This window comes from Terrabacter sp. NPDC080008 (assembly GCF_040702505.1).
Taxonomy (GTDB): Bacteria; Actinomycetota; Actinomycetes; order Actinomycetales; family Dermatophilaceae; genus Terrabacter.
On record NZ_JBFBLC010000004.1, the window covers coordinates 393,529 to 418,339 of the forward strand.

Genomic DNA, 24,811 nt, shown 5'->3' on the forward strand with positions numbered 1-24,811 from the left:
GATGACGACGGCGACGACGGTGACCCCGCACGTGGCGCTGCCGGACGGTCGACGGGTTCGATGACGACGCACACGACCCCGCCGGTGCTCGGCGTCCCGGGCGTCTCCGACGCCCTGTCCGAGCGCCTGCGCGACGGTCTCGAGCGGGTCGACGCCCTGCTGCGGCAGGTCGTCGACCACGACGACCCCTTCATCGCCCGGGCCTCCGGTCACCTCGTCGAGGCGGGCGGCAAGCGGTTCCGGCCGTTGCTGACCCTGCTCGCGGCCGAGCTCGGCGAAGGCATCAACGACGACGTCGTCAGCGCCGCCGCCGGTGTGGAACTGACCCACCTGGCCTCGCTCTACCACGACGACGTCATGGACGAGGCCACCGTGCGGCGCGGCGTCGCGTCGGTCAACGCGGCCTACGACAACTCGACGGCCATCCTCGTCGGCGACCTGCTCTTCGGGAAGGCGTCCGAGCTCGTTGCCGGGCTTGGTGCCGAGGCCGTGCTCATCCAGGCGCAGACGTTCGTGCGCCTGTGCTCCGGCCAGATCCGTGACGACCGCGGGTGCCCCGAGGGGGAGGACCCGGTCGCCTACTACCTGCAGGTGCTGGCCGACAAGACGGGCGTGCTCATCGCCACGGCCGGGCGCTACGGCGTGATGTTCAGCGGCGGCTCGCCCGAGACGGTCGAGATCCTGCGCGCGTACGGCGAGAAGGTCGGCATCGCCTTCCAGCTCGCCGACGACCTCATCGACATCGCCTCCGACGCGGGTGACAGCGGCAAGCTGCCCGGGACCGACCTGCGCGAGGGGGTCGACACGCTCGCCGTGCTCCGCTTCCGCGCCATGGCCGACCCTGCCGATCCGGCCGACGCCCGGCTCCTCGAGCTGCTGGACGGCGACCTGGACGACGACGCCGCCCTCGCGGAGGCGCTGGGGCTGCTGCGGGCCCACCCGGCCCTCACGCAGGCTCGCGAGGAGACGTATGCCGTCGCCCGCGAGGCGCAGGCCCTGCTCGACCCGCTGCCCGACAGCGACGCGAAGGCGGCCCTGCAGGCGCTGGCCCTCAGCGTCGTCGACCGCGTCGGCTGACCCCCAAACCCCCAGTCGAGTGGGCACTTCGCGACACCCAACCCGTCGCAAAGTGCCCACTCGACTTTGAGGACGGGCAGTTCGCCACGTCGAGTGGGCAGTTTGCGACACCAAACCCGTCGCAAAGTGCCCACTCGACTCTTCTCCTGGGGTGGGGCGGTGACGGTCGGTAGGGTGCGAGCATGTCCCGTCGCCTGTCGCAGCCGGTCGCGGCGCGCCTCTCGGCGGTCACCGCGGGCCTGACGGCGCCGCTCGCCGTGGTCGACCTAGACGCCTTCGACGCGAACGCCGCCACCCTCACCTCGCTCGCCGGCGGCCTGCCGATCCGCGTGGCCACCAAGTCGCTGCGCAGTCGTGCGCTGATCGAGCGGGCGCTGGCGCACGACGGTTTCGCGGGACTCATGTGCTACGCCGTGCGCGAGGCCCTCTGGTGGGCGGGTGCCGGTCACACGAACGTCATGGTCGCCTATCCCAGCGTCGACGTCCCCGCCCTGACGCGGCTGGCCACCGATCCCGCCCTGACCCCCGCGGTGACCGTCATGGTCGACAGCGTCGAGCACGTCGACTTCATCGCCCGCGAGGTCCCGGGTCATCGCGGGCTGCGTGTGGCCGTCGACGTCGACGCCTCGCTGCGCGTCGGCCCGGCGCACCTCGGCGTGCGCCGGTCGCCCACCCGGACGCCCGGCGACGTCGAGGCCGTCATCCGGCGAGCGCAGGAGCGCGGCCTCGTCGTTACCGGGCTGATGTTCTACGACGCGCAGATCGCCGGCCTGCCCGACTCCTCGCTCGTCGTGCGCCGGATGAAGCGCGCCTCCGACTCCGAGCTGCGTGAGCGGCGTGGGGCGGTCGTCTCCGCAGCCCGGGCCCTGGCCGACCTCGAGTTCGTCAACGCAGGGGGCACCGGCAGTCTGCACGTCACCCACCTCGACTCCTCGCTGACCGAGCTCGCCGCGGGCTCCGGGCTCTACGCGCCCACCCTCTTCGACGGCTACGACGACCTCGCGCTGCGGCCGGCCGCCTACTTCGCGGCGCCCGTGGTCAGGCGGCCCGGGGAGGGGCTCGTGACGGCATACGGCGGCGGTTACATCGCGTCCGGACCGCCGGGCTGGTCGAGGGTGCCCAGCCCCCTGCCGGAGCAGGACCTCGAGCTGCTGCGCCGAGAGGGCGCGGGCGAGGTGCAGACCCCGCTCCGAGGGTCGGGCGCCGACCGTCTCTCACTGGGTGATCGGATATGGTTCCGGCACGCCAAGGCGGGGGAGCTGGCCGAGCGCTTCACGGAGTTCGTGCTCGTCAGCAGCGACGGAGGCGACCGGGTCGTCGGGCGGGCCGCGACCTATCGTGGGGAAGGGCAGTGTTTTGGCTGACCGTGTCAGCGGCGTCACCAGCACCATCAAACGCATCGTCGAGTGGAGCAACTGGGCAGGGACCGAGACCGCGAGGCTGGCTCGCGTGGCCACGCCTCGCACCGAGACCGAGGTCTCCGACGAGATCCGACGAGCCGGGCGAAAGGGCTTGCGCGTCAAGGCGATCGGCGCAGGCCACTCGTTCACCGGGGTGGCCGTGACCGACGGGGTGCAGCTGCGACTCGGCGCCCTCACCGGAATCACCTCCATCGACTCCACCCGCGGCGAGGCGACCGTCCGCGCCGGCACGCCCCTGCACGTGCTGAGCGAGGAGCTCGCCGTCTTCGGCCACGCCCTGCCCAACCTCGGCGACATCGACCGGCAGAGCCTGGCCGGGGCCACCGCGACGGGCACGCACGGCACGGGGCTGCGCCTTCCCGGCCTGTCGGCGAACATCCGCGCGCTCCGCATCGTGCTCGCCGACGGCTCGGTCGTCGACTGCTCGCCGACGCGCGAGCCCGACCTCTTCCAGGCGGCACGGCTGGGGCTCGGGGCGCTCGGCATCGTCACCGAGATCACGGTGGCCGTCGTGCCGGCCTTCCTGCTGCACGCCGTGGAACGTCCCGAGCGCCTGGGCGACGTGCTCGCGCACGTGCAGGCCGAGGCCGAGGCCAACGACCACTTCGAGTTCTACTGGTTCCCGCACACCGACCGGGCGCTGACCAAGCGCAACAACCGGGTCCCGGAGGGCACCGCGCGGCGCCCGCTGCGGGCCTGGCGCGAGCGGCTCGACGACGACCTGCTGAGCAACCGCGTCTTCGAGCTGACCAACCGCGTCGCGACCCGCCTGCCGCGCTCGACGAGGGGCATCAACGCCGTCGCGTCCCGCGCCCTGAGCAGCCGCCAGTACACCGACAGCTCGCACCGGGTCTTCACGACGGCGCGCGAGGTGCGCTTCGCGGAGTCGGAGTGGGCCTTTCCGCGGGCCGCGCTGGGAGAGGTGCTGCAGGAGCTCCGCGAGTGGATCGACACCCACGACGAGCACATCTCCTTCCCCGTCGAGTGCCGTGTCGCGGCGCCCGACGACGTGTGGCTCTCGACGGCCCACGAGCAGGAGAGCTGCTACGTCGCCGTCCACCGCTACCACCGGCAGCAGCGGGGGGCCTACTTCGACGCTTTCGAGGCGATCGCGGTCAACCACCGAGGCCGCCCGCACTGGGGCAAGCTGCACACCCGCGACGCCGACTACCTGCGCAGCGTCTACCCGCGCTTCGACGACTTCGTCGCCGTGCGCGACCGGGTCGACCCGCAGCGCCGCTTCGCCAACCCCTACCTCGACCGGGTCCTCGGCGCCTGACCCGGGCCACGGGTCCCTGCCGTATGCCGTGTCGTGCGGTCAGGTGCGCGCCGCGCGCTGGCGCTCCCACGCCAGGCGCAGGGCGAGCCGGATGGCCTCCTCGTCGCCGTCGAGATCGGCCTGCACCTTGGCGTGGGCCTCCCACCGCGGCGGCACCCCGAACGTCTCGGGGTGGGCGCTGACGAGGCGGTCGCGATCGGCCCCACCGAGACGCACCAGCACGGTGCCGGGGGCGTCGGCACGGGCAACGAGGAGACCACCGACGTACCACGCCGGTCGGCCCCGGGCCCGACGGCACCGCATGCCGTCGAGCGTCGAGAGGTAGGCGCCCACCCCGCCGAGGTCCACGGCCGGGCCGGTCAGCCGTCCTGACCCGGCCGGGTCATCGACAGCACGTCGAGGGCGTCGTCGAGCTGCTCCTCGGTCAGCCGGCCCTGCGCCACGTGCCCCTGGTCGATGACGACCTCGCGGATCGTGCGGCGCTCCTTGACGGCCTGCTTGACGACCGCAGCCGCGGCCTCGTAGCCGATGTAGCGGTTGAGCGGGGTGACGATCGAGGGCGAGCCCTCGGCGAGGGCCCGCGCGTGCTCGACCTCGGCGGTGATGCCGGCGATGCACCGGTCGGCGAGCAGCCGGCTCGTCGCGGCGAGCAGGCCGATCGACTCGAGGACGTTCTTGGCGAGGACCGGGAGCATGACGTTGAGCTCGAAGTTGCCGGCGGCGCCCGCGGTCGTGATGACGACGTCGTTGCCGATCACCTGGGCGCACGCCATCAGGGTCGCCTCCGGCACGACGGGGTTGACCTTGCCGGGCATGATGCTCGAGCCAGGCTGGAGGTCGGGCAGGTGGATCTCGCCGAGGCCGGTGCGCGGACCGGAGCTCATCCAGCGCAGGTCGTTGCAGATCTTGGTGAGGCTGACGGCGACCACCTTGAGGGCGCCGGAGAGCTCGACGACGGCGTCCTGCGCCGACTGCGCCTCGAAGTGGTCGGCGGCCTCCCGGAACTCGATGCCGCTGTCACGGGCCACCCGCTCGATGACGGCGGCGGCGAACCCCGGTGCGGCGTTGAGCCCGGTCCCCGCCGCGGTGCCGCCGAGGGGGAGCTCGCTCGTGCCCTCCGCGGCCCTCCGGACCCGCCCCGCGCCGAGCTGGACCTGCCGCCGGTAGCCGCCGAACTCCTGTCCGAGCGTCACGGGCACCGCATCCATGAGGTGGGTGCGGCCGGCCTTGACGACGTCGGCGAACTCGCCCTCCTTGCGTCCCAGGGCGTCGGCGAGGTGCTCGAGGGCCGGCACGAGCTCGTCGACCGCTGCGGTGGTGGCGGCGATGCGCAGGGCGCTGGGGAAGGTGTCGTTGCTCGACTGGCCGGCGTTGACGTGGTCGTTGGGGTGCACGTCGAGACCGGTCGCGAGGTGAGCGAGCCGCGCGACGACCTCGTTGACGTTCATGTTCGTCGAGGTCCCCGAACCGGTCTGGAAGACGTCGATGGGGAACTGGTCGTCGTGCTCCCCGTCCGCGACCTCGCGCGCAGCCGCGGCGACGGCTCGCGCGCGGTCCTCGTCGAGCACCCCGAGCTCGGCGTTGACCTCGGCGGCCGCAGCCTTGAGCCGCGCAAGCGCGTGCACCACGCCGGCCGGCACCGGTCGCCCGCTGATCGGGAAGTTCTCGACCGCCCGGGCCGTCTGCGCCCCCCACAGGGCGTCGGCCGGCACCTGGACCTCACCCATCGAGTCGTGCTCTGTCCGGAACGTCTGCTTGGCGGCGTCGCTCATGCCCTCATCATCCCCAGAAAGCGCGTCCTTTCACCGAAAGGGCTGTCGTATGCCGTTGCGCGGGCGCAGGCTTGTAGGGCGCGGGCGCCGACGCGACACCACTGTCCGATGCAGCACCAGAAGGAGATGCCCATGGCTCACCGCCCCGTCCTCACCGCGGCTCTCGTCTCCGTCGCAACCGCCCTCGCCGGAGCCGCGGTCGCGGTCGCCGCCCCGCCCGGTGACGTGCTCGTCTCGAACGGCAGCCGGCCGACGCCCTTCTCGCAGAACAAGCAGAACGAGCCGGCTGTGGCCATCGATGCGGCGAACCCCAACGTCGTCGTGGCGGGATCGAACGACGAGATCGACCTGGAGTCGTGCGCCGCTGGTGACCCGTCCACCTGCCCGTTCACCCCGGGCGTCGGTGTCTCCGGCGTCTACTTCTCGTTCGACAGCGGCGCGAGCTGGACCCAGCCGACCTACAACGGCTGGACGGCACGCGACTGCCTCGGTCCGGCCGCCTGCACGCCGCACCCCGGCCCGATCGGGACCCTGCCGAAGTACTACGAGAGCGGCCTGGTCTCCGACGGCGACCCGGCGGTCGCGTTCGGTCCGCGGATGAAAAACGGCACCTTCTCCTGGGCCAACGGCTCACGCCTCTACTACGCCAACCTGACCTCGAACTTCAACGCGAAGCGCACCGAGACCTTCAAGGGGGCCGAGGCGATCGCCGTGTCACGCACCGACGACGTCGCCGCCGCCGCGGCGGGCCAGGACAACGCCTGGATGAGCCCGGTGCTGATCTCCAAGCAGTCCGCGACGACGTTCTCCGACAAGGAGCAGGTCTGGGCCGACAACGCCTCGAGCAGCCGCTACTTCGGCAACGTCTACGTCTGCTGGGCCTCGTTCCGCAGCAACAGCAAGGGCCAGGCCCTGCCGACGCCGCTCAACGTCGCGCGCTCGACCGACGGCGGCAGCACCTGGACGCAGAAGCAGGTGGGCCCCGCGACCGACAACCGCAACAACTCGCAGCCCGACGGGTGCACGGTCCGCACCGACAGCCTCGGCAACGTCTACGTCTTCGGCATCGGCACGCGCGGTGGCGCCAGCTACCAGATGATGTACAAGTCCACAGACGGCGGCGCCCACTGGGCCGGCCCGACGCTGATCACCACGGTGACCGCTCCCGGGGTCCCCGACCCGGTGCTCGGCCGCCCCGTGATGGACGGTGTCGCCGGCGCACGCGTCGACCTGGCCGCCGGGCCGAGCGTCGACATCGCCAACGGTGCACCGAGCGGCGCCGGCGCGACGAACGAGATCGTCATGACGTGGTCCGACGGGCGCGCCGGGCTCAACAACGAGCAGCTCATGCTCGAGAGCTCGACGGACGGCGGCGCCTCGTGGGTGGGCCCGACCGCGGTGCCGCTCCGGACGTTGGACAAGAGCACCGCGACCGACCGACCTGTCTACACGGCGCCGGCGCTCTCGCCCAACGGCAAGGACCTCTACGTCACCGTGAACGCCTTCACGACGCCCTACCAGCCGACCACGACGACACCCCGCAACCTCGTCGGTGAGGTGATCCACGCCGACGTGGCGGCAGGCGTACCCACCGGCTGGAAGCTGCTGCACCGGGGCGCGGACGGCGACCCGCGCGGCACGTCGCAGAACGGCCTGACGGCAGAGTTCCTCGGCGACTACGTCTACACGGCGGCCACCGACAGTGGGGCGGTCGGCGTGTGGAACGACGCGCGGAACGCCGCGGACTGCCCGGCCATCGACGCATACCGTGCCTCGCTCTACACGAGCACCCCGGCCACCCCGCCCGACGTGCTCGCGTCCTGCCCGGCGACGTTCGGCAACAGCGACATCTTCGGGGCCCACGTGCTGGATCCCACCCCCTGAGCCGGTCCTCCCGCTCACCGGCCGGCCCGACCGCACCAGCGGCCGGGCCGGTCAGCTGTCGAGGGTCGGCACAGGCTCCTCGCGTCCGGTCCCGGGGCAGCCCTCGGAGCCCGCGCACGACCAACCCGCCGGGGACGTATGCCGTGTGCTGGGCCGCGCGGCCGGGGTGACGTCCGCCTCGGGTGAGCGGCGAGGCGTCAGGGCCTCTGCCTCGGTCGCGTCGACGGCGTCCCGAGGCGGGTTGCGGATGAGCAGCCAGGAGACGAGGCCACCCAGGGCCAGGAGGCCCGCGCAGAGCAGCATCGCCGACCGGTACCCGGCCGAGAAGGCCTGCGGCACGCCATACGCGGCCCCGCTCAGCCCGACGACCGCCGGCAGGGCGGCGACGGCGAGGAGGCTGCCGGCACGGGCCACGGCGTTGTTGACCCCGCTCGCGACGCCGGCGTAGCGGTCGGGGGCGGCTGCGAGCACGGTCGCGGTGAGCGGGGCCACCAGCAGCGTCAGACCGAGTCCGAAGACCGTCACGCCGGGCAGGACACCGCTCCAGTAGCTCGACCCGGCACCCGCCCCGGAGAGCAGGAGGGTGCCGATCCCGCATACGACCGGTCCGACCGTCATCGGCAGCCGCGGCCCGATGCGCGTGGCCAGCTCACCCCCGCGGGCGGCGAGCAGGAGCATCAGCACCGTGATCGGCAGCGTCGCGAGGCCGGCCTCGAGGGGCCCGTAGCCGAGGACGGTCTGCAGCTGCAGCGTGAGGAAGAAGAAGACGGCCCCGAGCGCGGCGTAGACGAGCAGCGTCATGGCGTTGGCGGCGCTGAACTGCCGGGAGCGGAACAGCGCCGGAGGAACCATCGGGTGGGAGCTGCGGCGCTCGACGACGACGAACGCGGCCCCGAGGGCGAGCCCGAGGGCGCCGACGAGAAGTGCCCGCGTCGACCCGAGCGCCTCGTGCTCGATGAGCGCCAGCGTCACGGTCCCGAGGGACACGGTCGCGAGCACGGCGCCGACGACGTCGAAGCGGCGCTCGGCCAGCGGGTCGCTGGTCTCGGGGACGTGCCGCAGCGCGATCCACACCGTGGCCGCACCGAGCGGCACGTTGACGAGGAAGGCCCAGCGCCAGCTGGCGTACTGCACGAGCCACCCACCGACGAACGGCCCGACCGCCGAGGCGACGCCGCCGAGCCCTGACCAGGCGCCGATGGCCTTGCCGCGGTCGGCAGGACGGAAGGAGCCCTGGATCATCGCCAGGCTGCCCGGGGTCAGCAGTGCCCCGCCGACCCCCTGGAGCACGCGGGCCACGACCAGCTGGCCGGGTGACTGCGCCAGGCCGCACGCGGCCGAGGCGACCGTGAACCACGCGACGCCGACGACGAAGATCCTGCGTCGGCCGTAGCGGTCGCCCAGCGACCCGCCGAGCAGGATGAGCGAGGCGAGGGCGAGCAGGTAGCCGTTGGTGACCCACTGCAGGTCGGCGAGGCTGGCGTGCAGCTCGTCGCCGAGGCGCACCAGTGCGACGTTGACGACCGTCCCGTCGAGCAGCGCCATCCCCGAGCCGAGGACGGCGGCCGCGATGACGAAGCGGCCGGTGCGTGACGCGAGGGCGACGTCGCTCATTCCGGCAGTCTGTCACCCGGGGCGACGCAGGCCCATGGGCTGTTCAGCGTGGGACGTCAGCGTGGGCAGTCGTCGACCGGCAGCGCCGCGCGCCTTGCGGCCCGGGCGCCACGCAGGCTGAGGAGCGAGTCCACGGTGAGCACGATGAGGGCGACCCACACGATGCCGAAACCGATCCACCGCTCGGCCGGCATGTGCTCACCCAGCAGGAACACGGCACAGAGCAGCTGCATGACCGGGGTGACGAACTGGATCAGCCCGACCGTCACGAGCGGGATGCGCCGGGCGGCCGCAGCGAAGCACAGCAGCGGCAGCGCCGTGACGACGCCCGAGAGCACGAGCAGCGAGGTGTGCCAGGCCCCGTGGTGCCCGAACTGCAGGTCCCCCTGCGCGCCAACCACGAGGAGCGCGATGACGGCGACCGGCGCCAGCACGACGGTCTCGACGGTCAGGCCGTGGATCGCGTCGAGGCTGACGCCCACCTTCTTCTTCGTCAGGCCGTACAGCGCGAACGACAGCGCCAGGACGAGCGCCACCCATGGCACGCGCCCGCCGCTGACGCCGAGGTAGACGCCGGCGGCGACTCCGATGCCGACCGCCACCCACTGGAGCACCCGCAGGCGCTCGCGGAGCACCACGACGCCGAGCGCCACCGTGACGAGCGGGTTGAGGAAGTAGCCGAGCGCGGCCTCGGAGGTGTTGCCCGAGGTCACCGCCGCGACGTAGACGACCCAGTTGACGGCGATGAGCACCGCGGCGACGGCCGTGCCGGCGAGCAGCCTGGGTCGTCTCAGCAGTGGCCGGACCCAGGAGAAGTCGCGCACGACGAGCAGCACGACGACGCAGAAGAGCAGCGTCCACAGGATGCGGTTGGCGAGGATCTCCCACGGCCCGGCGGGCTTGAGCGCGTCGAAGTAGAGCGGGAAGAGCCCCCAGATGCCGTATGCCGCGAAGCCGAGGAGGGTGCCCCGGCCAACCTCCCCGGTGGGCGCCGTCGAGGGCGGCGTGACCGTGGTGACGCTCTGGCGGGAGCTCACGCCCCCACGGTCCAGGTGTCCCGACCCGCGAGCAGCGCGTCGATGTCGGCGTCGGTGACCTCACCGGTGCGGGCGGAGGTGATCTGCTCGCGCAGCGAGTCGTCGTAGGTCGGGCGCTGCACGTTGCGGAACACGCCCATCGGGACGTGGCCGAGGTCGGGGCTGTCGAGCCGCGACAGGGCGAACGCAGCCGACGGGTCCTCGGCCGCGGCGTCGTGGACGACGATGCGGTCAAGGTGGGCCTCGGTGCGCGGGACGACGGCGAGCGAGCCCCGGTCGTCACGGACGACGACGTTGTCGCCGGCGGCGACCTCTTCACCGTCGGTGAGGTGCAGGATGCGCGCGGCCGCCTCGGTGCGGTCCTTGAGCACGTCGAAGACGCCGTCGTTGAAGATCGGGCAGTTCTGGTAGATCTCCACCAGCGCCGAGCCGCGGTGCTCGGCCGCGGCCCGCAGCACCGAGGTCAGGTGCTGCCGGTCGGAGTCCATCGTGCGCGCCACGAAGCTGGCCTCGGCGCCGAGCGCCAGCGAGACCGGGTTGAAGGGCCGGTCGAGCGAGCCGAGCGGGCTCGACTTGGTCACCTGGCCGACGTGCGAGGTGGGGGAGTACTGGCCCTTGGTCAGGCCGTAGATCTCGTTGTTGAAGAGCAGGATCTTGAGGTTGACGTTGCGGCGGAGCGCGTGGATCAGGTGGTTGCCGCCGATCGAGAGGGCATCGCCGTCACCGGTGACGACCCACACCGACAGGTCCTCGCGCGTCGCGGCGAGGCCGGTCGCGATGGCCGGGGCGCGCCCGTGGATCGAGTGCATGCCGTACGTGTCGAGGTAGTACGGGAAGCGCGAGCTGCAGCCGATGCCCGAGACGAAGACGATGTTCTCGCGCTTGAGGCCGAGCTCCGGCAGGAAGCCCTGCACCGAGGCGAGGATCGCGTAGTCGCCGCAGCCGGGGCACCAGCGCACCTCCTGGTCGGAGGTGAAGTCCTTCTTCGTCAGGGCCGAGCCGTCGGCGAGGCGGGGGACGCCCGCGGTGCCGGTGGCACCCGGCGCAGCAGACGGCATACCGAGTTCGATGGTCACTTGGCGGCCTCCTTCAGGGGCGCGTCGGTCAGGGAGGTCACCGCGGTCGCGATGACGTCGGCGAGCTCGCCCGCCTGGAAGGGCAGGCCGCGCACCGACGTGTGCGACTCGACGTCGACGAGGTACTTCGCGCGCAGCAGCATCGCGAGCTGGCCGAGGTTCATCTCGGGGACGATGACGCGCGAGTAGGAGCGCAGCACCTCGCCGGTGTTGGCAGGGAAGGGGTTGAGGTGGCGCAGGTGCGCCTGGGCCACGCGGGCGCCGGAGGCCCGGGCCAGGCGTACGCCCGCGGCGATGGGCCCGAAGGTCGAGCCCCAGCCGAGCACGAGCACGTCGGCGTCGCCCGTCGGGTCGTCGACGGTGAGCGGCGCGATCGTGTCGGCGATGCCGTCGATCTTGGCCTGGCGCAGCCGCGTCATGTGGTCGTGGTTGTCGGGGTCGTAGGAGATGTTGCCCGTGACGTCGGCCTTCTCGATGCCTCCGACGCGGTGCTCGAGGCCCGGCGTGCCGGGGATCGCCCACGGGCGGGCGAGCGTCTCGGGGTCGCGCAGGTAGGGGTGGAAGGTCGGCTCGCCCTTGGCGTCGACGGCGTTGGGCTCGGTCGCGAAATCGACGGCGAGGTCGGGCAGCTCCGCGGTGTGCGGCAGCCGCCACGGCTCGGAGCCGTTGGCGAGGTAGCCGTCGGACAGCACGATGACCGGGGTGCGGTAGGTCGTCGCGATGCGCACGGCCTCGACGGCGATGTCGAAGCAGTCGGCCGGTGTCGAAGGCGCCACGACGGCCACCGGCGACTCGCCGTTGCGGCCGAAGAGCGCCTGCAGCAGGTCGGCCTGCTCGGTCTTGGTCGGCAGGCCGGTCGAGGGGCCGCCGCGCTGGATGTCGCACACGACGAGCGGCAGCTCGAGCGAGATGGCGAGACCGATCGTCTCGGCCTTGAGGGCCAGGCCCGGGCCGGAGGTCGTGGTGACGCCGAGCGCGCCGCCGAAGGAGGCGCCCAGGGCGGCGCCGACCCCCGCGATCTCGTCCTCGGCCTGCATCGTCGCCACGCCGTAGCGCTTGAGGCCGGCGAGCGTGTGCAGGATGTCGGAGGCCGGGGTGATCGGGTAGCTGCCGAGGAAGAGCGGCAGGTGCGCGCGGTGCGCGGCGGCGACGAGGCCGAGCGACATGGCGACATTGCCGGTGACGTTGCGGTAGGTGCCCGCGGGCATCGTGGCCGGGGCGACCTCGTAGGAGACGGCGAAGTCCTCGGTGGTCTCGCCGTAGTTGTAGCCGGCCCGCAGGGCGGCGAGGTTGGCCTCGAGGATCTGCGGCTTGTCGGCGAACTTGGCCTTGAGGAACGCCTCGGTGCCGTCCATCGGTCGCGTGTAGAGCCAGGAGAGCAGGCCCAGCGCGAACATGTTCTTCGCGCGCTCCTTCTCCTTGCGGGTCAGGTCGGTGAACTCGGCGAGGGCCTCGACGGCGATCGACGTGAGGGCCACCGGGTGGACGTCGTAGCTGTCGAGCGTCCCGTCCTCGAGGGGGCTGGTCGCATAGCCCACCTTGGCGAGGCTGCGCTTGGTGAACTCGTCGGTGTTGACGATCACCGTCGCACCGCGGGGTAGGTCGCGCAGGTTCGCCTTGAGCGCGGCCGGGTTCATCGCGACGAGCACGTCGGGGGCGTCGCCGGGCGTCAGCACGTTGTGGTCGGCGAAGTGCAGCTGGAAGCTCGAGACGCCGGGCAGGGTGCCCTGGGGCGCGCGGATCTCGGCGGGGAAGTTCGGCAGTGTCGACAGGTCGTTGCCCAGCAGTGCGGTCTGCGAGGTGAACCTGTCACCGGTCAGCTGCATGCCGTCACCGGAGTCGCCGGCGAATCGGATGACCACTCGATCGAGCTTCTGGACCAGTTTGGTGCTCATGCTCTGCGACGTCCCTCGAACTTCCCTACGAAGTGCCCGGAGCCCGGTGCGGCGAGCACCTTTACATCGTAGTTCGCGCCCTATTGACATCTGCGCCGGTTGTCAGGTCGTGGACACGGCGCAACGGCTCTGACGGCGACCGTGGCGGGGCCCGCACAGCGGGAGCCGGTCTGGATAGGCTGGTTGACATGTCCGGGTACGTGGCCGTCGCAGCGGTGCTGGGGGCGGGCGTCCTGCTCGTCACGGCAGCGATGGTGGCCCGGCGCCTGCTGGCCCCGCGCGCCCCGCACGCGGCCAAGCTGACGACGTACGAGTCCGGCGTCGACCCGGTGGGCGAGGGCTGGGCCCAGACGAAGGTGCGCTACTTCGTCTTCTCCTTCCTCTACGTCATCTTCGCCGTCGACGCCGTCTACCTCTTCCCGTGGGCAACCGTCCTGCGCGACGCGGACCTCGGGCGCGCGAGCCTGGTGGAGATGGGCCTGTTCATCGGCGTGCTCGTGCTCGGCCTGGGCCACGCGGCGCGGCGTGGACTGTTGAGGTGGGTGTGATGGCGGGCGAGTCCGCGCAGCAGCCGGGCGCGCAGGCGGGCGGCCAGCCGGTCGCCCTGCCGATGCCGACGGTCGGCCCGGCCTCGATGGGCGTGGTCGGAGGCCACGCGCCCCGGCCGATCAAGGTCGTGCTGAACTGGGGCCGGCGCTACTCGCTGTGGGTCTTCAACTTCGGGCTCGCCTGCTGCGCCATCGAGTTCATCGCCGCGTCGATGGGCCGCCACGACTTCATCCGCCTCGGCGTCATCCCCTTCGCGCCGGGCCCGCGCCAGGCCGACCTCATGGTCGTCTCCGGCACCGTCACCGACAAGATGGCGCCGGCGATCCGCCGCCTCTACGACCAGATGCCCGAGCCGAAGTACGTCATCTCCTTCGGCGCCTGCTCCAACTCCGGCGGCCCCTACTGGGACTCCTACTCCGTCACCAAGGGCGTCGACCAGGTCGTGCCCGTCGACGTCTACGTCCCTGGCTGCCCGCCGCGCCCCGAGGCGCTGCTGCACGGGATCATCCGCCTGCAGGAGCAGATCGCGAGCGAGCGCCTCTCGGCCCAGAAGCTCAAGGGCAGGTATGCCGGCACGCGCGTCGCGAGCGCCGGTGACGTCCGCCGTCCCCTCCTTCGCCGACCCGCCGCGCCCGCCGCGCCTGCCGCTCCGGCTGCCCCCGCCGCACCCGGGGAGGGTGGACGGTGAAGGTCACCGACGTGCGCGACGTGCCCTTCCCCGAGTGGGTCTCGGCGGTGCAGGAGCTGCGCGAGGAGGGCTACGCGTACTTCGACTGGCTGACGGCCGTCGACCAGGCCGACGCAGCCGAGGACGCGGGCTTCGACCTCGTGTGCCACCTGCTCGACACCCGCGAGCCGCGGGCGCTGCGTTCCGTCCTCCTGCGTACCCGGGCCCCGGAGGGCCGCCCGGTCCCCTCGCTGACGGGCGTCTTCCGCGGGGCGGGCTGGCACGAGCGCGAGACGCACGAGATGTTCGGCATCGACTTCGAGGGCTTCGACGACGGCAGCGGCCTCGGCCTGCGCCCCCTGCTGCTGCCGGACGGTTTCGAGGGCACGCCACTGCGCAAGTCGTTCGTCCTCGCCGCGCGGGCGTCCAAGGCGTGGCCGGGCGCCAAGGAGCCGGGGGAGGGCCACGACTCGGCGCGCGCCCCCGGCCGCCGCCGCGTCCAGGCCCCCGGCGTGCCCGGCCCGGAGTGGGGTCCGCGGTGAGCCTGCACCTGGCCCCCGGGCTCGAGGTGGTGCTGCGCGCGGTCGCCGTGCTCGCCGCCTTCCTGGTGCTGCCGCTGCTCGTCGGGCAGACCGAGCACAAGGTGATGGCGCACATGCAGGGCCGGCTCGGGCCGATGTATGCCGGCGGCTTCCACGGCTGGGCCCAGCTCGTCGCCGACGGGGTGAAGTTCGTCCAGAAGGAGGACATCACCCCCGCGCGCGCCGACCGGTGGGCGTTCCGGCTCGCGCCGTTCGTCGCGCTCATCCCGTACCTCGTGGCGCTCGCCGTCATCCCGCTCTCGCCGCGCGTCGTGGGGGCGGACGTCGAGGCGAGCGTCGTGCTCGTGCTCGCCGTCATCGGCGTCGGCATCATCGGCACGCTGATGGCCGGGTGGGCCTCGGCCAACAAGTACTCCCTGCTCGGGGGCATGCGCGCCGCCGCCCAGCTCGTCTCGTACGAGCTGCCGATGGTGCTCGCCGTCGCCTCCGTCGCACTCGCCGCAGGCACGCTCTCGCTCGTCGGCATCGCGAACGCCTGGAACCCGTGGTGGCTCCTGTGGCAGCTGCCCGGCATGGTCGTCTTCCTCGTCGCGGCCCTCGCCGAGCTGCAGCGGCCGCCGTTCGACATGCCGCTCGCCGACTCCGAGATCGTCTTCGGCGCCTTCACCGAGTACACCGGACTGCGCTTCGCCTTCTTCCTGCTCGCCGAGTACGCCGGCATCGTGGTGATGTCGCTGCTCTTCGCGGTGCTCTACCTCGGCGGCTGGGCCGGTCCGCTGGAGTCGTGGCTCGGCTGGCTGTGGACCCTGCTCAAGGGCTTCGTCGTCGCCGTCGTCGTCATCTGGCTGCGCGTGTCGTGGCCGCGCATGCGCGAGGACCAGCTCCAGCGCCTTGCCTGGGTGTGGCTCGTGCCGCTCGCGCTCCTGCAGCTGGCCATCACCGCCGTCGGGGTGGTGCTCACCTCGTGACCCGCCCCGCCTCCCTCCACCCGTCGAAAGGCCAGACTTTGCGGCTCCGTGCACGTCGAGAGGCCACCCTTTGCGGATTCCCAACCGTCGAGAGGCCACTCTTCGCGACCGCGGGCCCGCGCCCTCGACGTGACCACTCGACTGCAGCCCACCCGCATACTTTGGCCACTCGACGGTGGGGCATGCGCAAACTCTGGCCTCTCGACGGTGGGTCATGCGCAAACTCTGGCCTCTCGACGGTGGAAGGGCGGTGAGCGGACGTGGGTGACGGCATACTCCCGGGGCTCGTCAAGGGGCTCGCGACGACGGCGAAGTCGCTGACGCGGCACACGCACACGGCGGAGTACCCCGACGTCGCGCCGGCCCTCCCGCCGCGTTCGCGCGGTGTCATCGCGCTCACAGAGGAGAACTGCACGTCGTGCATGCTGTGCGCGCGCGAGTGCCCCGACTGGTGCATCTACATCGACTCGCACAAGGAGGAGCTGCCTCCGACGACGCCCGGCGGCCGCGCCCGCCAGCGCAACGTCCTCGACCGCTTCGCCATCGACTTCTCGCTCTGCATGTACTGCGGCATCTGCATCGAGGTGTGCCCCTTCGACGCGCTGCACTGGAGCCCGGAGTTCGAGTACGCCGAGGTCGACATCCGCGACCTGCTGCACGAGAAGGACCGCCTCGGTGCGTGGATGGCGACGGTGCCTCCGCCGCCGGCGCTCGACCCCGGCAGCGCCGACCCCGCGGAGGTCGCCGCGGCAGCCCGGCCACCTCGCGGCTCCGCCGGTGGGAGTACGGGTGCAGCCGGCGCGCCTGCCCGCCCGACCCGGGTGCGCCGCCAGCCCGGGGCCACCGTGCCCACCCCGTCCGCCGCATCCTCCTCGCCGGCCACGCCGACCACCCCGCAGGCCACATCGACGACCCCCCAGGCCACCCCGCCGGCCGTCGAGCGCACGAAGGTCATGCCCGCGGTGGAGGCACCCCAAGCAGAGGCCCCGGGCACCGTCGCACCGCCATCGAGCGCAGAGCAGACCGCCCCGATCCCGGTCGCCGAAGCAGCCGACGCCGCTGCCGCGCAGGGCGACTCGACCCAGGTGCTGCCCACCGTCTCGACCGACGAGAGCGCGGCCGACGACCACGACGGCGGCAGCTCCGGCAGCGCCGGCAGCGACACCGGCGGTGGCGCGTGACGACCCGCGACATCGTCTTCACCGCTGTCGGGGCCATCACCGCGCTGTCGGCCCTGCTGTCGGTGACGACCAAGCACGTGGTCCATGCCGCCCTCTGGCTGCTCGTGTCGCTCGGCTCGCTCGCCGGCGCCTACCTCGTGCTGGGGCAGGAGCTCGTCGGCCTCGTCCAGCTCCTCGTCTACGTCGGCGCCATCGTCGTGCTCGTCCTGTTCGCCCTGATGCTGACCCGCGCGCCGATCGGGCCGCACGAGCAGATCGACACGCCCTGGTGGCAGCGGCTGGCCGGTGCCCTGCTCGGCGCGGCGACCACCGTGCTGCTGGCCTCGCTTCTGCTGCCGTTCTTCTCGGACGCGAGCGTCGACCTCGACCAGAGGGCGAGCGCCACCCCGCAGATCGCCCAGGCGGTCTTCGGCACGTGGGTCTGGCCCTTCGAGCTGCTCTCGGTGCTCCTGCTCGTCGCGCTCATCGGCGCCTTCGCGGTCTCCCGGCTCGTGCTGGGCGACGGTGGGCGACGTCCCGCGGCCGGCACCCGGCCGGAGCCGGGCGCCGCCGGTGCCGCCGGTGCCGAGGGTGCCGAGGGCCACGTGAGCCGACCCGAGCCGGACGGCGCCACCGCCGCCCTGCCCACCGCAGGCGCCGGGGAGCGCGCATGATCCACCTGTCGCTGCCCGCCGCCCTGGCAACGCTGCTCGCCGGGTTCGGCGTCTACGGCGTCCTCGCCCGACGCAACGCGGTGCTCGTGCTCATCGGGGTCGAGCTCATCCTCAACGCCGCCAACCTGCTGCTCGTCACGGCCGGCACCCGCGCCGCAGGCTCCTACGCCGCCGGCCCGGTGCTCACGCTCTTCGTCATCACCATCGCCGCGGCCGAGATCACGGTGGCCCTGGCCATCATCCTCGTGATGTTCCGCCGCGCAGGCCACATCGACCTCACCGCAGTCCCGGACCTCACGGACGAGTCCGACGGCAACCGGCGGCCGGCGGCAGCGGGGGAGGGCACTCCGTGAGCTGGGTCGTGCGGCTGGTCGTCGTCCTTCCGGCGCTGGCGGCCCTCGCGGGCCTGCTGGCGCGCCGCCAACGGGTCCTCGCGGCCGGGATCGCCGTCGGCAGCTCCGCCGTCGTCACCGTGCTGGCCTTCCTCGAGTGGGTCGCGCCGACCCGCAGCGCCGACATCGGCACGATCGGGCGCCTGCCGCTCGGTGACCTGTCCGTGCCGCTGCACCTGCTCTCCGACCGACTCTCGGGCCTGACCGCGTTCGTCGTCGCGCTGGTCGTGCTCGGGATCCAGGTGTTCACCACGTGGTACCTCCACGACGACCCTCGCTACACCCGCTTCGCCGCGACCGTGTCGCTCTTCGCCGCCGGCATGCTGCTCGTCGTGCAGTCGGGCGACCTCGTGCTGACGCTCGTCGGCTGGGAGGTCATGGGCTGGTGCTCGTGGCTGCTCATCGGCCACGACAGCGAGCGGGCGGCGGCGCGACGGGCGGCGTACAAGGCGTTCCTCGTCACCCGGGTGGCCGACATCGGCATGGTCGTCGGCATCATCGCGCTGTCGGTGCGGGCGCGGTCCACCGACCTCATGGCCGTGCTCACGGCGCCCGGCAGCCACCCGCTGCTCACCGTCGGGCTCGTCGGCGTCGTCATCGGCGTGGCCGGCAAGTCGGGCCTCGTCCCCTTCCACGACTGGCTGCCCGACGCCATGGAGGGCCCCACGCCCGCGTCGGCCCTGATCCACGCCGCCACCATGGTCGCCGCCGGCACCTACGTGATCGCCCGGCTGTTCCCCCTCTACGCCACGCACGACGGAGCCCGCACCCTGCTCGCGGTGCTCACCGCCGTGACCATGGTCTACGCCGCCCTGCTCGCACTGGCCCAGACCGACCTCAAGCGGATGCTCGCCTACTCGACCCTGAGCCAGGTCGCGATCATGCTCTCCGCGCTGGCCGCGGCACCGCCCGAGCTCGGACCCGGCGCCGGAGTCGGCCACCTCATCGCGCACGCCTTCTTCAAGGCGCTCCTCTTCCTCGGTGCCGGCTGGCTGTCGGTGCTGGCCGGAGCCACCGCCCTGGCCGCGCTGCGCGGGCGACTGCGCCCGACGGGGGCGCTGCGCTGGTCGATGGGCATCGGCCTGGCCGCCCTGGCCGGGGTGCCGCCGCTCGTCGGCTTCTTCACCAAGGACACCGTCATCGACGCCGCCCTCGAGGGAGCCACCAGCGGCGGCGGCCTGCGGGCGTGGATCGTCGTCCTGGCGCTCTTCGTCACGGTCGTGCTCACCGCCGCCTACTGCACCCGTGCCTGGCTGCTGCTCGACACCCCTGTGGCCGCCACCGGCCCCGCACCGCAGCCGCCACCCGCCGTGGTCGCCGAGGAGGAGGTCGCCATCGTGATGAGTGCCGACAGCGCGGACGACGCCGAGGTCGAGCGCGTCCACGCCCACGGCCACCCGACCATCACGCTGTCCGCCGCGCTCGTCGTGTCGGTCCTCGCCGCCCTGACCGTCGTCGGGGTCCTCTTCCTGCTCAGCCTGCGCGGGGCGGTGCAGGTGGGAATCCTCAGCGCGCTGCTGTCGGTCCTGCTCGTCGCCGGCGCCGCGTATGCCGTGTGGTCCGTCAGCGACCGCGGCCGCGTCGACGTCGCCGACCGCATCCCGGTGGGCGTCCGCGACTCGGCGGTGCGCGGCTTCGGTGCCGACACGGCACACGTCGGCTTCGGCCGGGCCGTGACGGCGCTGGCCCGCCTCGTGGTGGCGCTCGACCGCGACGTCGTCGACGCCTACCCGCGCGCCACGGCCGTCGTCGCCCGCGCAGCGGGTCGGGCGGGGGAGCGCGGCCACCGCGCCGTGCCCTCGCTCTCGGTGCTCAGCCTGCTCGTCGGGGCCGTGATCGTCGCGATCCTCGGGGTGACGGCGTGGCGGTGACCCTCATGCTCCTGCTGCCACTGCTCGGAGCCATCGCCTGCATCGCCATCCCCGGCGAGTCCCGGGTCGAGCGCGGCATCGCCCACGGATGCACCCTCGTGACCGCGGTGCTCGCCGTCGTCGTCGTCGCGGACCGCCAGTCCGTCGATGTGCCGTGGATCCGGTCGCTCGGCGTGCGGTGGCACTTCGGCGTCGACGGACTCTCCGCCGCGCTCGTGCTGCTGACCGCGGTGCTCGCCGTCGCCGTCGTGGCCCACGCGCTCTCGGGGCCGATCCCCAAGGGCGGCACCGGATCGACGTTCCTCGGCTGCATCCTGCTCGTCGAGACCGGCGCGCTCGCGACCTTCATGGCCCGCGACGCCGTGCTCTTCTTCATCGCCTTCGAGGTGGTGCTCGTGCCGATGTGGGTGCTCGTGCGCCGCTTCGGCGACGACCACGTGCGCGACGAGACGCGCGCCGACGCCGCCGGGCGCTTCGTGCTCTTCACCGCGCTCGGGTCGACGCTGATGCTCGTGGGCATCCTGCTGCTCCTGCACCACCAGGGCACCAGCGACCTCGCCCTCCTCGCCGCCCGTCACGGCGCCGGGCTGTCCCGGTCGCTGCAGGTGGCGATCGCCGCGCTGCTGCTGCTCGGGCTCGGCATCAAGGTGCCGCTGTGGCCGCTGCACACCTGGCTCCCCTCCGCCCACACCATCGCCCCGACCGCCGGCTCGGTGCTGCTGGCCGCCGTCCTGCTCAAGATGGGCACCTACGGCATCGTCCGGCTCGCCGTCGGCACCGTGCCGCGAGGGGTGGCCGAGCTCAGCCCCGCGCTCGCGGTGCTGGGCGTCGTCGGCATCCTCTGGGGAGGCCTCGCCTGTCTCGTGGAGCGCGACCTCAAGCGCCTCATCGCCTACAGCTCCGTGGCCCACATGGGCTTCGTCGCCCTCGCGATCGCCTCGGGCAGCGAGACGGGCCTGCAGGCCGCGCTCTTCGGCAACATCGCCCACGGCGTCGTGTCGGCCCTGCTCTTCTTCGTCGTCGGTGACCTCAAGGAGCAGTGGGGCTCGGCAGACCTGCGGGTTGCCCGAGCGGCGCTGCGCGACAGGGCCCCCCGCTTCGGGTTCGCACTCGTCGTGGGTCTGGCCGCCGCCCTCGGCCTGCCGGGTCTCGTCAGCTTCTGGGGTGAGTTCCTCGCGCTGTATGCCGCGTGGTCGCCGGCGCCCGGCCGCCCCGTCGGGCTGATGCGGGCCTGCGTCGTGCTCGGAGCCGTCGGGCTCGCACTGGCCGCCGCCTACTCGCTGAGCGTGGCCCGCATCGTGTGGGCGGGGGAGGGCAGCGACGCTGCAGAAGGAGCGGCGGCCGAGCCGGTCGCCGACGCCCGAGGCGTGCGCTGGGCCGTCGCCATGTCGCTCGTCGTCGTCATCGTCACGCTCGGCGTGCTGCCGCACCTGCTGCTCGGCCTCTCCGACGCCGCGACCACGGGACTGCTGTCCGGGCTGGGAGCGGGCCGGTGAAGAGCCTGACCATCGACTACACCACCGTGCTGCCCGCCCTGCTGCCGGTCGTCGGCCTCGTCGTCGTGCTCGTTGCCGACCTCGTCAACCCCCGCCTGCGGCAGACGCCGTATGCCGTCGCGGCCCTCGCCGCCCTCGGGTCGGCGCTGGCGACCGTGCCGGGTCTCTCGCTCGGCGGCGGCTCGACGAGGCAGACCTTCTGCCTCGTCGCACGCGGGGCCCCCGCGGGCGGGACGCTGCCGGGGATCGACGGGCTGCCGCAGGTGTGCCTGTGGCAGGCCGATGCGCTCGGCAGCACGCTGCAGCTCGCCGCCGCCCTCTCGGCGCTGGTGTGCATCGCCCTGGCATGGCCAGGTGCCCGGCGCGACCGCCGCGCGGACAGCACCCGTGAGCCGGTGGAGGCCGTGCTGCTGCTCGCCGCCCTCGCCGGCACCGTCGTGGTGGCCGCCAGCCGCGACGTCGGCACGTGGCTCATCGCGCTCGAGCTCGCGACCCTGCCCGTCATCGCGCTGGTCGCGCTCTCCGGCCGCCGCTCCGCCGTCGCCGGCGCGACCCAGCTGCTCGTCACGTCGCTCGTGTCGTTCGCGCTGCTCGTGCTCGGGGTGGCGCTGTGGTTCACCGCGACCGGCAGCCCGTTCCTGACGCCCGATGCCGCGCTCTCCTCGGGTGGGGTCTTCGGCCTCGCCGAGGCCCTCACCAGCAGTGCCCCGACCGGCGCCGCCGGGGCGACGCCGGTCGTCTATCCCTCCCTCGCGAGCGGACTCGTGGCCCTGGCCACGGTGCTCGTCGTGGCCGGTGTCGGCTTCAAGCTCTCGCTCGTGCCGTTCCACGCGTGGACGCCCACGGCCTACGCCGGCTCGTCGGTGCCCGTCGCGACGTTCCTCGCGACGGTCTCGAAGGTCGCGGCCCTCGCGGCGCTGCTCGTCGTGCTGCGGGCGGTGGCCGTGCTCGGCACGCCCGCCGTCCTGTCGATCGCGATCCTCGCCGCGCTCAGCATGACGCTCGGCAACGTCATGGCCCTGCGACAGGACGACGTCGTGCGCCTGCTGGCCTGGTCGACCGTGGCCCAGGCGGGGTGGGTGGTGCTCCCGCTCGTCAGCATCTCCGCCCTCGGCGTCGCTGCCAGCGCGACCTACCTGCTCACCTACGTCGTCGCCACGCTCGTGGCCTTCGCCGTCGTGGCGGTGACGCTCCGGGACCAGCCGGGCGACGCGCGTCACCTCACGGCATACGCAGGCCTCTGGCAGCGCAGTCCCTGGCGGGCCGGCGCGCTCGCGCTCGCACTCACCTCGCTCGCCGGGCTGCCGCCGGGCGTCATCGGCCTCGTCGGCAAGATCACGGCGCTGCGGCCGGTCGTGGCGCAGGGCTGGGTCTGGCTCGCCGTCATCGCCGCCGTCAACGCGGTGATCGGGGTGGCCGTCTACTTGCGCTGGTTCCGGGTCGTCATCAGCCCGCCCGCCGGTGCCGCGCCGGAGCGCGCGTCCGCGGCCGCGACCCTGGCGGCAGCACGGCGACGTCCGGGCCTGGTCGCCGGTCTCGTGCTTGCTGCGGCGGTGCTCGTCGTCGTCAGCGTGCAGCCCGACCTCCTGCTCCAGCTGCTGGGCTGACCCGGGGGTCGCCGCCCCTGCCGGGGCACGTCAAGAGCCCCGAGGCGGTGCCTCGGGGCTCTCGGTCCGGCCGGTGCGTCTCGCGGTTGAACCGTCGGCCGGGTCTGTGGGGGTCAGGCGGTCTGGGGGACCCGCTGCGGCTCGGCGGTGGCGAGCCTGATGTCCTCGGCGGTCTTCGCGTGCCACAGGCCCAGCAGCCCGAGGACCAGGAAGATGCCGGCGCCGACGAACGAGGCGATGGCGCCGTAGAGGGCGATGGTGCCCATGGTGCCGAAGGCGTACGCGTTGAGGAGCAGGCCGCGCAGCGTGTTGCCCATGAAGAGGGTCTGGCGCAGCTGGCCGAGCTCGGCGACCTTGGCCTGGTCGGCGTTGGGGTCCTTCGACATCGTCATGAACTCGCCGGAGACCTGCTCGTACGTGCGGTTGTTCGAGGCGGCGTTCATGTGGACGAGGATGTAGTGGTCGGCGAAGGCCTTGGCCTGGTCACCCGTGGTCATCTTCTGGCCGGCGTAGGGCAGGAGCGCGTCCTTCTGCTCCTGGGTCTCGAGGGCCTTCGCGCCGGGCATCGTGATGTCCTGCTGGCTCAGCTGCTGCTCGACCTGGCCGGCCACGAAGCTGTGCGCGTACGTGAGGAGTCCGCCTGCCACGAGGAGGACGGCGGCGAGGAGCAGGCCGGTCCACGAGATCAGCGTGTCGAGGGTCTTGCGCATCGTGTGCTTCTTTCCTGGAAGGGATGTCGGTTTTCCCAACACCCGCAAACTACTACTACGTGTAGTAGTGGCTCGGAGGTTTCCGCTCGTCCCGGTCTGAGGCGTGCGTCACAGATGTCCGCGACGTCCTGCGCCCAGTGGGCTCCCAGCGGACTTCCAGCGGGAACACGCGTTGTCGGTCACTCGTTCAACCGGCATGCACAAGCACTTCAACGGGCTCAAGACCGCTGCCCTCTTCGGCGGCATCTGGGCCCTGCTGCTGGCGGTGGGGGCGCTCGTCGCCGGCGGCCGCTACATCTGGGTCTTCGCGCTCATCGGCGTCGGCACGACCGCCTACGGCTACTGGAACAGCGACAAGCTGGCCATCCGGGCCATGCACGCCTATCCCGTTTCCGAGGCGCAGGCCCCCGCGATGTACCGCATCGTCCGCGAGCTCTCGACCCGCGCCGGCAAGCCGATGCCGCGGCTCTACATCTCGCCGACACAGGCGCCCAACGCCTTCGCCACCGGACGCAACCCCCAGAACGCCGCCGTGTGCTGCACCGAGGGCATCCTCAGCCTGCTCGACGAGCGGGAGCTGCGCGGCGTCCTCGGTCACGAGCTGATGCACGTCTACAACCGCGACATCCTCACCAGCTCGGTCGCGGCGGCCATCGCCGGCGTGATCACCTCGATCGGCCGGATGCTCATGTTCAGCAGCATGTTCGGCGGAGGCGGCTCCGACGAGGACCGCCCGAACCCCTTCGCCCTGCTCGCCATGAGCCTGCTCGCCCCCATGGCCGCGATGATGATCCAGATGGCCATCAGCCGCACCCGCGAGTACGACGCCGACGAGGACGGCGCCAAGCTGACCGGTGACCCGCTCGCGCTCGCCTCGGCGCTGCGCAAGCTCGAGACCGGTGTGGCGCGGGCGCCCCTGGCGCCGTCCCAGGACGTCGTCAACGCCAGCCACATGATGATCGCCAGCCCCTTCCGCGCCCAGGACGTGACGCGGTTCCTCTCCACGCACCCGCCGATGGACCAGCGCATCGCCCGCCTCGAGGGGATGGCCGGCGGCCCGCTGCGGCACTGAGGCTCCGGCCCCACCGTCTGGCCCCGCCCCTCGGCAACCTCGCAGGCA

Annotated in this window: 22 protein-coding genes; 15 read left to right on the plus strand and 7 right to left on the minus strand. The window is 72.6% G+C overall.

The genetic code is table 11. From position 1 onward, the window contains the following. Positions 1 to 60: 60 nt before the first annotated feature. The 3 genes from AB0316_RS14345 to AB0316_RS14355 all read left to right on the plus strand — a co-directional run bounded on the left by AB0316_RS14345 (position 61) and on the right by AB0316_RS14355 (position 3,777). Positions 61 to 1,077, plus strand: a complete 1,017-nt coding sequence (locus AB0316_RS14345) for a polyprenyl synthetase family protein (protein ID WP_366273694.1) — start codon at positions 61 to 63, stop codon at positions 1,075 to 1,077. A 182-nt stretch (positions 1,078 to 1,259) separates the two neighbouring features. After that, entirely contained in the window at positions 1,260 to 2,441 is a 1,182-nt protein-coding gene (locus AB0316_RS14350) for an alanine racemase (protein WP_366273695.1), read from the plus strand. After that, entirely contained in the window at positions 2,434 to 3,777 is a 1,344-nt protein-coding gene (locus tag AB0316_RS14355; protein WP_366273696.1) for a D-arabinono-1,4-lactone oxidase, read from the plus strand. Before AB0316_RS14350 ends, AB0316_RS14355 begins: the two co-directional genes overlap by 8 nt. Positions 3,778 to 3,816: 39 nt before the next feature. Here the strand turns inward: AB0316_RS14355 and AB0316_RS14360 are convergent, their stop codons facing one another. Continuing rightward, positions 3,817 to 4,125: a hypothetical protein gene (locus AB0316_RS14360; RefSeq protein WP_366273697.1), complete on the minus strand. Its 309-nt coding sequence runs from the start codon at positions 4,123 to 4,125 to the stop codon at positions 3,817 to 3,819. 11 nt (positions 4,126 to 4,136) lie between these two features. Next, complete coding sequence (locus tag AB0316_RS14365) at positions 4,137 to 5,549, minus strand: class II fumarate hydratase (RefSeq protein ID WP_366273698.1); 1,413 nt, start codon at positions 5,547 to 5,549, stop codon at positions 4,137 to 4,139. Positions 5,550 to 5,681: 132 nt separating this feature from the next. Between AB0316_RS14365 and AB0316_RS14370 the strand changes: the two genes are divergently transcribed. Next, positions 5,682 to 7,433 carry a sialidase family protein gene (locus AB0316_RS14370; protein ID WP_366273699.1) on the plus strand — a complete coding sequence of 584 codons (1,752 nt, stop codon included), beginning with the start codon at positions 5,682 to 5,684 and terminating at the stop codon, positions 7,431 to 7,433. Positions 7,434 to 7,484: 51 nt separating this feature from the next. Here the strand turns inward: AB0316_RS14370 and AB0316_RS14375 are convergent, their stop codons facing one another. Genes AB0316_RS14375 through AB0316_RS14390 form a run of 4 tightly spaced genes read right to left on the minus strand, consistent with a single transcriptional unit; the run spans position 7,485 to position 13,055 of the window. Beyond that, the gene (locus AB0316_RS14375; protein ID WP_366273700.1) at positions 7,485 to 9,047 is read right to left on the minus strand and encodes an MFS transporter; all 1,563 of its coding nucleotides are present in this window, start codon (positions 9,045 to 9,047) and stop codon (positions 7,485 to 7,487) included. A gap of 56 nt (positions 9,048 to 9,103) precedes the next feature. Beyond that, positions 9,104 to 10,084 carry an EamA family transporter RarD gene (rarD, locus tag AB0316_RS14380; protein WP_366273701.1) on the minus strand — a complete coding sequence of 327 codons (981 nt, stop codon included), beginning with the start codon at positions 10,082 to 10,084 and terminating at the stop codon, positions 9,104 to 9,106. After that, a complete protein-coding gene (locus tag AB0316_RS14385; RefSeq protein ID WP_366273702.1) occupies positions 10,081 to 11,160 on the minus strand; it encodes a 2-oxoacid:ferredoxin oxidoreductase subunit beta in 1,080 nt (359 codons plus the stop codon). Before AB0316_RS14385 ends, rarD begins: the two co-directional genes overlap by 4 nt. Further along, positions 11,157 to 13,055 (minus strand): 2-oxoacid:acceptor oxidoreductase subunit alpha, encoded by a 1,899-nt coding sequence (locus AB0316_RS14390; RefSeq protein WP_366273703.1) that lies wholly within the window; start codon positions 13,053 to 13,055, stop codon positions 11,157 to 11,159. The genes AB0316_RS14385 and AB0316_RS14390 overlap by 4 nt, the downstream gene beginning before the upstream one ends. Positions 13,056 to 13,243: 188 nt before the next feature. Between AB0316_RS14390 and AB0316_RS14395 the strand changes: the two genes are divergently transcribed. The 10 genes from AB0316_RS14395 to AB0316_RS14440 all read left to right on the plus strand — a co-directional run bounded on the left by AB0316_RS14395 (position 13,244) and on the right by AB0316_RS14440 (position 22,981). Beyond that, on the plus strand, positions 13,244 to 13,603 hold the full coding sequence (locus tag AB0316_RS14395) for an NADH-quinone oxidoreductase subunit A (protein WP_366273704.1): 360 nt from the start codon (positions 13,244 to 13,246) through the stop codon (positions 13,601 to 13,603). Positions 13,604 to 13,665: 62 nt separating this feature from the next. Further along, positions 13,666 to 14,292 carry an NADH-quinone oxidoreductase subunit B family protein gene (locus tag AB0316_RS14400; RefSeq protein ID WP_366273766.1) on the plus strand — a complete coding sequence of 209 codons (627 nt, stop codon included), beginning with the start codon at positions 13,666 to 13,668 and terminating at the stop codon, positions 14,290 to 14,292. Continuing rightward, positions 14,289 to 14,813, plus strand: a complete 525-nt coding sequence (locus AB0316_RS14405) for an NADH-quinone oxidoreductase subunit C (protein ID WP_366273705.1) — start codon at positions 14,289 to 14,291, stop codon at positions 14,811 to 14,813. Before AB0316_RS14400 ends, AB0316_RS14405 begins: the two co-directional genes overlap by 4 nt. Then, a complete protein-coding gene (nuoH, locus tag AB0316_RS14410) occupies positions 14,810 to 15,781 on the plus strand; it encodes an NADH-quinone oxidoreductase subunit NuoH (RefSeq protein ID WP_366273706.1) in 972 nt (323 codons plus the stop codon). Before AB0316_RS14405 ends, nuoH begins: the two co-directional genes overlap by 4 nt. A 260-nt stretch (positions 15,782 to 16,041) precedes the next feature. Beyond that, positions 16,042 to 16,962: a 4Fe-4S binding protein gene (locus AB0316_RS14415; RefSeq protein WP_366273708.1), complete on the plus strand. Its 921-nt coding sequence runs from the start codon at positions 16,042 to 16,044 to the stop codon at positions 16,960 to 16,962. After that, entirely contained in the window at positions 16,959 to 17,615 is a 657-nt protein-coding gene (locus AB0316_RS14420) for an NADH-quinone oxidoreductase subunit J (protein WP_366273709.1), read from the plus strand. Before AB0316_RS14415 ends, AB0316_RS14420 begins: the two co-directional genes overlap by 4 nt. Then, positions 17,612 to 17,968: an NADH-quinone oxidoreductase subunit NuoK gene (gene nuoK, locus AB0316_RS14425; RefSeq protein ID WP_366273710.1), complete on the plus strand. Its 357-nt coding sequence runs from the start codon at positions 17,612 to 17,614 to the stop codon at positions 17,966 to 17,968. Before AB0316_RS14420 ends, nuoK begins: the two co-directional genes overlap by 4 nt. Continuing rightward, positions 17,965 to 19,878 carry an NADH-quinone oxidoreductase subunit L gene (locus AB0316_RS14430; protein WP_366273711.1) on the plus strand — a complete coding sequence of 638 codons (1,914 nt, stop codon included), beginning with the start codon at positions 17,965 to 17,967 and terminating at the stop codon, positions 19,876 to 19,878. Before nuoK ends, AB0316_RS14430 begins: the two co-directional genes overlap by 4 nt. After that, complete coding sequence (locus AB0316_RS14435; RefSeq protein WP_366273712.1) at positions 19,869 to 21,374, plus strand: NADH-quinone oxidoreductase subunit M; 1,506 nt, start codon at positions 19,869 to 19,871, stop codon at positions 21,372 to 21,374. The genes AB0316_RS14430 and AB0316_RS14435 overlap by 10 nt, the downstream gene beginning before the upstream one ends. Beyond that, complete coding sequence (locus AB0316_RS14440) at positions 21,371 to 22,981, plus strand: proton-conducting transporter membrane subunit (RefSeq protein ID WP_366273713.1); 1,611 nt, start codon at positions 21,371 to 21,373, stop codon at positions 22,979 to 22,981. Before AB0316_RS14435 ends, AB0316_RS14440 begins: the two co-directional genes overlap by 4 nt. A gap of 113 nt (positions 22,982 to 23,094) precedes the next feature. On the opposite strand, the gene AB0316_RS14445 is transcribed toward AB0316_RS14440, so the two are convergent. Beyond that, entirely contained in the window at positions 23,095 to 23,691 is a 597-nt protein-coding gene (locus AB0316_RS14445; RefSeq protein WP_366273714.1) for a hypothetical protein, read from the minus strand. A gap of 196 nt (positions 23,692 to 23,887) precedes the next feature. Between AB0316_RS14445 and htpX the strand changes: the two genes are divergently transcribed. Beyond that, positions 23,888 to 24,763 carry a zinc metalloprotease HtpX gene (gene htpX / locus AB0316_RS14450; RefSeq protein ID WP_366273715.1) on the plus strand — a complete coding sequence of 292 codons (876 nt, stop codon included), beginning with the start codon at positions 23,888 to 23,890 and terminating at the stop codon, positions 24,761 to 24,763. Positions 24,764 to 24,811: the final 48 nt, after the last annotated feature.

Coding starts and splice junctions, on each gene's coding strand:
- AB0316_RS14345 (WP_366273694.1), top strand. CDS start 61: ATGACGACGCACACGACCCCGCCGGTGCTCGGCGTCCCGGGCGTCTCC.
- AB0316_RS14350 (WP_366273695.1), top strand. CDS start 1,260: ATGTCCCGTCGCCTGTCGCAGCCGGTCGCGGCGCGCCTCTCGGCGGTC.
- AB0316_RS14365 (WP_366273698.1), bottom strand. CDS start 5,549: ATGAGCGACGCCGCCAAGCAGACGTTCCGGACAGAGCACGACTCGATG.
- AB0316_RS14370 (WP_366273699.1), top strand. CDS start 5,682: ATGGCTCACCGCCCCGTCCTCACCGCGGCTCTCGTCTCCGTCGCAACC.
- AB0316_RS14375 (WP_366273700.1), bottom strand. CDS start 9,047: ATGAGCGACGTCGCCCTCGCGTCACGCACCGGCCGCTTCGTCATCGCG.
- AB0316_RS14390 (WP_366273703.1), bottom strand. CDS start 13,055: ATGAGCACCAAACTGGTCCAGAAGCTCGATCGAGTGGTCATCCGATTC.
- AB0316_RS14395 (WP_366273704.1), top strand. CDS start 13,244: ATGTCCGGGTACGTGGCCGTCGCAGCGGTGCTGGGGGCGGGCGTCCTG.
- AB0316_RS14400 (WP_366273766.1), top strand. CDS start 13,666: ATGCCGACGGTCGGCCCGGCCTCGATGGGCGTGGTCGGAGGCCACGCG.
- nuoK (WP_366273710.1), top strand. CDS start 17,612: ATGATCCACCTGTCGCTGCCCGCCGCCCTGGCAACGCTGCTCGCCGGG.
- AB0316_RS14445 (WP_366273714.1), bottom strand. CDS start 23,691: ATGCGCAAGACCCTCGACACGCTGATCTCGTGGACCGGCCTGCTCCTC.
- htpX (WP_366273715.1), top strand. CDS start 23,888: ATGCACAAGCACTTCAACGGGCTCAAGACCGCTGCCCTCTTCGGCGGC.